Source organism: Klebsiella sp. X1-16S-Nf21 (assembly GCF_002837615.1).
Taxonomy (GTDB): Bacteria; Pseudomonadota; Gammaproteobacteria; order Enterobacterales; family Enterobacteriaceae; genus Klebsiella; species Klebsiella variicola.
This window is the reverse complement of record NZ_PJDK01000069.1, coordinates 23,446-29,518: the sequence shown is the minus strand read 5'-3', so window position 1 is coordinate 29,518 and position 6,073 is coordinate 23,446. Positions and strand designations below refer to the sequence as shown.

The window sequence follows — 6,073 nt, the reverse complement described above, 5'->3', positions numbered from 1 at the left end:
ATTAAAGAGGCTAACCTGAAAGGGCAAGCCCTCTCTCCAGTCACGCTCAAGGCTGAGGGATGGAGCGCTCAGGAGATAGCTGGTTTCCAGAGCTTTCGTAAAACTCAGGATACTCTCTGGGCTTTAACTAACGCTGATTTAGTTAAAAGCTATAAAACTCGTGGATATGGCAAACTAACTTATAAGGAAACGGGATTTGATGTTATTGCCCGTCCTGTTAAACGCTCTCAAGTGGGGGACGGTGTTAGAGCCTATGACCCAATTAATGATGAAGTACGCACTTTGTCAAAAATTGAGCTTGATGAGATGTACGCAGGAAACAAAAGCATTGCAGAGGCCGCTGATGTGATGGATATTGATGGCATCAAGGTTCAACACGTAATCAACCATAACAGCGCTGAGGCTGGTTACATTCGCCCATTAAGCCACGGTGAACCAATCCTTTCATATCGGCATGGGTATTACGCTGTACGCTACAAACAGCCCCACTTCATTGAGCGTAAACTATTTGATGAGAACGGCTCCCCTCTGAAAGATAGTAACGGAAATGAAATATGGAAAACGGTAGCAACTGCCCCAGATATCCCCTCAGCTAACAAGGCCATTGAACGATATAAGACCACCTCTCCGGGGGAATATCGTTTCCGTAATGACCTTAAAGGAGAGGACTATGAGAAAGCTAATACGCAATTACATACAGCCAGTGGGCTAAGTGCTCAGCGTATCCGGGGAAAACGCTTAGAAGACGCTACAGGTAGTAATATGGAGCTTGATGCTGTACACATTGAGTCTCCGGGGGAAGCGATGATGAATAGCATTAATGCTATTAGTTCTCGTGTCTCCTATCGTGATTGGCTTGAGACATCTAAAAAGCGCCTCATGGCTACCTATTCTGATGTGATGCCTACTCATCATGGGCGCGCTGTTTATCCTTCTAATGTGTCTGAGATTAAAGGTACTTCCAAACAAGCCGCAGACGCTAGGGCTACCTTCGAGTATATCAGGGCTATGGAAAATGGATATACTAACTTAATTGATGATGGGTATAAGTCAATCGCTAACAGCTTTGCTGAGATGGCAGGCACTAACGGTTTTGGTAAGGTAGAGCGTATTTTACGTGGAGCCTCAGAAGCCTCTCCTGTTAATAAAGTGAAGTCTGTTCCGTTTGTATTACAGATTGCTCTTAACCCCCTGCGCCAATTAGTTATGCAATCCTCTCAGGTAATCCTTTTAGCTACTCGTTTCCCTGCGTACACAGGCCATTTAATTGGGGATAACCTCCTTCTCATTACTCATCACCTAATGAATGGTGGAATTCCTGAAGCTGTCCTGAAGACGTTCGGGCGCAGCAAGGGAGAGTGGGATGATATGATGAAGGCTCTTAATGAGAGCGGTATTACGAAAGGGATTAACAAGCATGACCTTGCCAAAGGGTTAGTGGACACAACCGTTGATGCCTCAGTGAAAACAATGAAGGCGGCACGTGACAGTAAGTTGAAGAGGGTTACTAAAGCTCCTATCACCGTAGGGAAAGCTGTAGTATCCGGCTCTCGTAAGATTGGCTTTGATGCTGGTGAGTATATGGTTCAGGCATCCTCCTTTATGGCTCACTATAGTGAAGCTCGCAAGGGGGGCAAGTTGCTTACCAAAGCAGCTCTGGACGATGTAGTTCACCAAGCCCGTAATTTCACAGGTAACTTCTCACGCTCTGGCAACTTAGCGATGAACCAGAATACCCTGTCAGTGTTTACGCAATACTTACAAGTGCCTGTCAAACTTGCGCAGCTCGTGTTAACTAATAAAGCTATTCCACTAAAGAATCGTGCTGCTATGGCGGCGTCTGTCTCCCTCCTCTACGGAATTGGGACAGAAGACATTTACAACCTATTCTCAGATGAACTACCCACAAATGAATTTGCGCGTAATGTTGTAGTGGATGGCCTGTTAAGCGCCAGCGTCAACGGTATTATTTCTGCTGTTTCTGGAGATCCTTCTCGCGTTGATGTTAGTGCCTTGAATCCTATTAACGCCTATGGTGTGGTGGAATTCTTAGGGAAGCTTAATGAAGGTGGATTCAGCAAACTAGTAACTGAAAGCCCAGCAGGTTCCCTTATCTTTGGCAGTAATCCACGAATCACTAACCTGACACGGACAGCAGGAATGTTAATGGGGTTTGGAGATGTTGCTGAGGGGATTGAGCCTATGCTGTGGGGGCAATTATGGAGAGATGTAGCTAACCTTTCCTCTGGTGCTTCCAATGGCTATAAAGCTATGTTGGCTCTTGAATATCGTAAGCAGTTTGCTTCTGCTGGCGGTACTATCGCAGACAACATCTCCACTCCTGAGGCCTTCGCTATTGCTCTAGGATTCCCTGTTAAGAACGGGGCGGTTAATTGGGCGATAGTTGAAGATATCAATAGCAAGTATAAAACTCGAAAAGAAGATATACAGGAAGTGTTAAACCAACATTCCCGTATTCTAATTGCCGAGGGGCTGGGAGATGACCAGCTAGCCTATCAAATTAAGATGGCCCAACTTGCTATGTCGCTCTATAAGGATGACCCGGAAGCCTCTAAGATGTGGTGGGGGATGGTTAAACAGAAAGTGCAAGATGGTGATGACCGTCTGTTACGCAAGATTATGGAAGCGTCTAAATGGGCCACTCCAGAAGACACTAACAAATGGCTTGATAAGGTACCAGACATCACCCCGGAAGAACGCGCTAATTATAAAGCGTGGGCCTCTATGTTTAACAAGGCTCCTAAAGAAGCCGCTCAGGAATAATTTAAAAGGGGCAAGGACGCCCTTCATTAAGAGGACAGAGAATGTTATTTAAAGCCCCAGCATTAAAAACCCATCGTGTACCAACTCGTAAGAGCAGAGCATTAAAGACAGACCGATATAATGATACTACCCCGGAATATTCTACCCGTAATGGGTTTGCTGTTTACGCCTATAAAGGCGTAGTAATTGAGAAGCACATGAACGTATATTACATCGGAAGGCGCATCCAGATTAAAGGATTTCCTGAGGATGTAATGATGAGACTCAATGGTACATTTACAGCCGCCTCTATTCTGAAAGAGTTAATCGACCTTGGGCTGGAGAGTGTGGATGAAAAAAGACATATAGAAGTAAGAGGACGCCTTAAGAATTGGAAATGCCCCCATTGTGAAACCATCACCCTGTTAGACGCTAAACATAAACATGTGGTATGGCGTTATATCCGTAATGAGTGGGGAGATGAGGAGAGACAGGATACAGGGAAGCGTCGCCTTAAATGCCACTATTGCTTTGAGGAGACTCTCCTTGATGAGGTGGAATATGTCTCAGACGAGACAGTGTTTTAATAATAAGAGAACATACATCTATGAATTATAATCTGATTCCATTCCCTCTCGATATTACACCAGAAGAAGCGTTAAAGATTGTGGAATCTAATTTCATTATTCTGTCTGGAGCTTCCATGAAAGCTATTGTGGAGCATAACACAGAGACTTTAAAAGATATCCGCAATCTTAGTGAACAGCTCACTTACATTGAACATTCTCTAAAGGCTGCTTTAGCTGGCACCCTTATTGATTCTGACTACAACTTACATTAATTATTGAGAGGAATATTAAAATGGCAAATGGTTTATTCGATACTTCTGATATTGGCGGCAGTGTTAGTGGTGGCGTCTCCCCACAACAGGCCGTAGCTCCAGCTCCCAGCGCTATTACCTCTGCTGTAGGCAGCGGGGCCCTAAATTCTGTAGGGAATCTCTTTACAGCTGTGGCTCAAGGATACGCAGAAGGGGCTAAGAAAGCTCAGGCCGCTAAAGATGCTGGAGTGATTAGCAACTACGGTCAGAAGCTCACAGCTTTAGACGCTGCTGTAGCTCAAGGTTCTATGTCACATGCGGAGGCTCAACGCCGCCAACGTGCTCTATATAACTCGGCTATTGCTAACAATCCTCATCTCACAGAGAAGATCACAGGCTTCACTAAAGACATAACAACTACCGAGGGATTGGGGGATACGCTGGCTCAAGGGACAGCAGTAGACCAGCAGATTGTAGCAGACACAAAGAGCGCCACGGCTGATGGGTTTATCACCCCAAGCATGACTCCAGAGGAACAGGAGAACGGCCTTAACCTCTATCGCCAACGTCAACAGCAAATCGGGGAAATGAAATTTTATAGCCAGCAATTGGACATTCAGAAGCAAAAAATGAGCATTCAAGCTCAGGCAGAGAGTATCGCGGCATCCCGTGTACAGCGTGCTAATGCTGCTGCTGATTTACAGCTTAAGAAAAATAAAATGTACGCTCAACAGGCTACAGCAGACTTCGGCGCCAACGTTTACGCCCATACACAAACTCAATTAGATGAGATTGGTAAAAAACTGGCAGCGGGCTCTATTACAAATGAGCAAGCTATGTCGGAAGCTAATGCTATTAAAGACAGCATTATGGCGCAGACAATGAAAATTAGAGGCGCTGCTGGCGGCGATTATGTAGATAGTATTTCTAAGCCCATTTTTGATTCCATTGATAACCGTAATAAGTTCTTCTCTGGACAGATTAGCGCTGATACCCTTAAAGCCCGTCTGGATAGCCTGAAAGCTATCGCTGAATTACCTATGATGGCTGACCCCAATTTAGCCAAAATTGCTGTAGCCTCTAAACTGGTGGCAGGGGTAGACCCTTCTTTGCTGGGAACCTCAGGCCAGTACCTGCAACAGTATTTGAAGAAGAATGTTAACCCTAGCGTAACTCCCGCCAATCCTCTGTCTACAGACCCGGAAGAGAAAGCTGATACTAAGGTGTACACTGGTTCTTTAGTGGACGTTACTAATAAGCTTTCTAATAAGAGCCCTGCTATCGCTGACCCTAAAGGCACGATGGAAGAGCTACAGAATCACGTAAACCAGCTATTGAGAGGGGCTGGCAGCTTCTCGGGCGCTCATACTGACCCTAAGTCTTATAATGAAGTGGTTAACTACCTAGCTAACCCGGCCTTTCTTGAATATCAGAAGATGGGCGGACGCATCGACCAGAGCAATCTGGAGAGCGTTAAGAATGTTATCTCTGTGAACTATCTGGAGAAGCTTGTCCCTGCCATCCAGTCCCAATGGGAACAGGCTCAAACCATTGTAGGCTATCCGCAGAAAGTGAAACAGATTGGTGCTATTTCTATGCCAGTGCCTAACACGAAGAACGCCGAGAACGTTGTTCGTTATGTATGGGCAGGAAACACTATTGAGTTTAAAGCGGCTCCGGGATATGCAGATAATGCAGGTGTACGCGCTAAGGTGGGAGAATTGCAGCGCAAGTTAGCCCCCCTCATTAATAAATCCGTGATGATGCGTGCTCACTTAGACGGCTCCTCTGACTATTCTAAATATTTTAAAATGAGTGAGGCTGAAATGTTCGGGGTGAAAGCTCAGGACAGCTCCTCTATTAATGGGCGCTAACATGTATGAGACTTTCCCTTGAAACTGTTAGTGCTATAATCACCCTCGGCCTCATTCCTGCTATCAAATTCGTTCTTAGATGGCGCGCCATTAATAAAGATAAATATGAAAGAACCATTATTGAACAAGCGATAGAAGAGGCCATACGCAACAGGAAGAAAGAATGAATATTAGCGACAACTCACTAACTAAAGCGTTTATACAAAATAAAATAACCAGGGATGGCTATTTATATGCATACGCTCGTAAGCTCTTTAAACAGGGAGGGCTTAATGTCCTCTCTTCAAGAGAGCGTGCCTATATGGGGATGAGCCACTGGCAGCATTTTTATAATTATACAGAGAAGCTTGTTAAGGCGGGATTAGCTGTATGTGAATATGATGAGCATGGGGGCATTCTCTACGTTTCTCCTGTAGAACGAGACAATTTGTAAGGCGCTACATAGTAGCTCTTTCCTTTAAGGCCTTCTTCCTGTAATGGGGAGAGGGCTTTTTTTGCTAAAAAAAATGGCTATGTCTCATTTTCTGCTAGATTTTAGTTAGTGGCGTTATGCATAATAGTCACACCCCGTAGCCCCCCTATCAACCTTCCCAAATCACCCTACCCCAAATTATTT

5 protein-coding genes are annotated in these 6,073 nt (G+C 45.0%); all 5 read left to right on the top strand.

Annotated features, from left to right (window positions below; all coding sequences use genetic code 11):
* Nucleotides 1-2,784 (top strand): hypothetical protein (locus CW267_RS30875; RefSeq protein ID WP_165787466.1); only part of this gene is annotated, 2,784 nt, incomplete at its 5' end.
* Nucleotides 2,785-2,825: 41 nt separating this feature from the next.
* Entirely contained in the window at nucleotides 2,826-3,350 is a 525-nt protein-coding gene (locus CW267_RS23825; RefSeq protein ID WP_133124642.1) for a hypothetical protein, read from the top strand.
* Nucleotides 3,351-3,370: 20 nt separating this feature from the next.
* Nucleotides 3,371-3,604 (top strand): hypothetical protein, encoded by a 234-nt coding sequence (locus CW267_RS30175; protein ID WP_023341989.1) that lies wholly within the window; start codon nucleotides 3,371-3,373, stop codon nucleotides 3,602-3,604.
* Nucleotides 3,605-3,624: 20 nt separating this feature from the next.
* Complete coding sequence (locus CW267_RS23820; protein ID WP_100781295.1) at nucleotides 3,625-5,457, top strand: hypothetical protein; 1,833 nt, start codon at nucleotides 3,625-3,627, stop codon at nucleotides 5,455-5,457.
* Nucleotides 5,458-5,620: 163 nt separating this feature from the next.
* The gene (locus CW267_RS23815) at nucleotides 5,621-5,890 is read left to right on the top strand and encodes a hypothetical protein (RefSeq protein ID WP_100781294.1); all 270 of its coding nucleotides are present in this window, start codon (nucleotides 5,621-5,623) and stop codon (nucleotides 5,888-5,890) included.
* Nucleotides 5,891-6,073 lie beyond the last annotated feature (183 nt).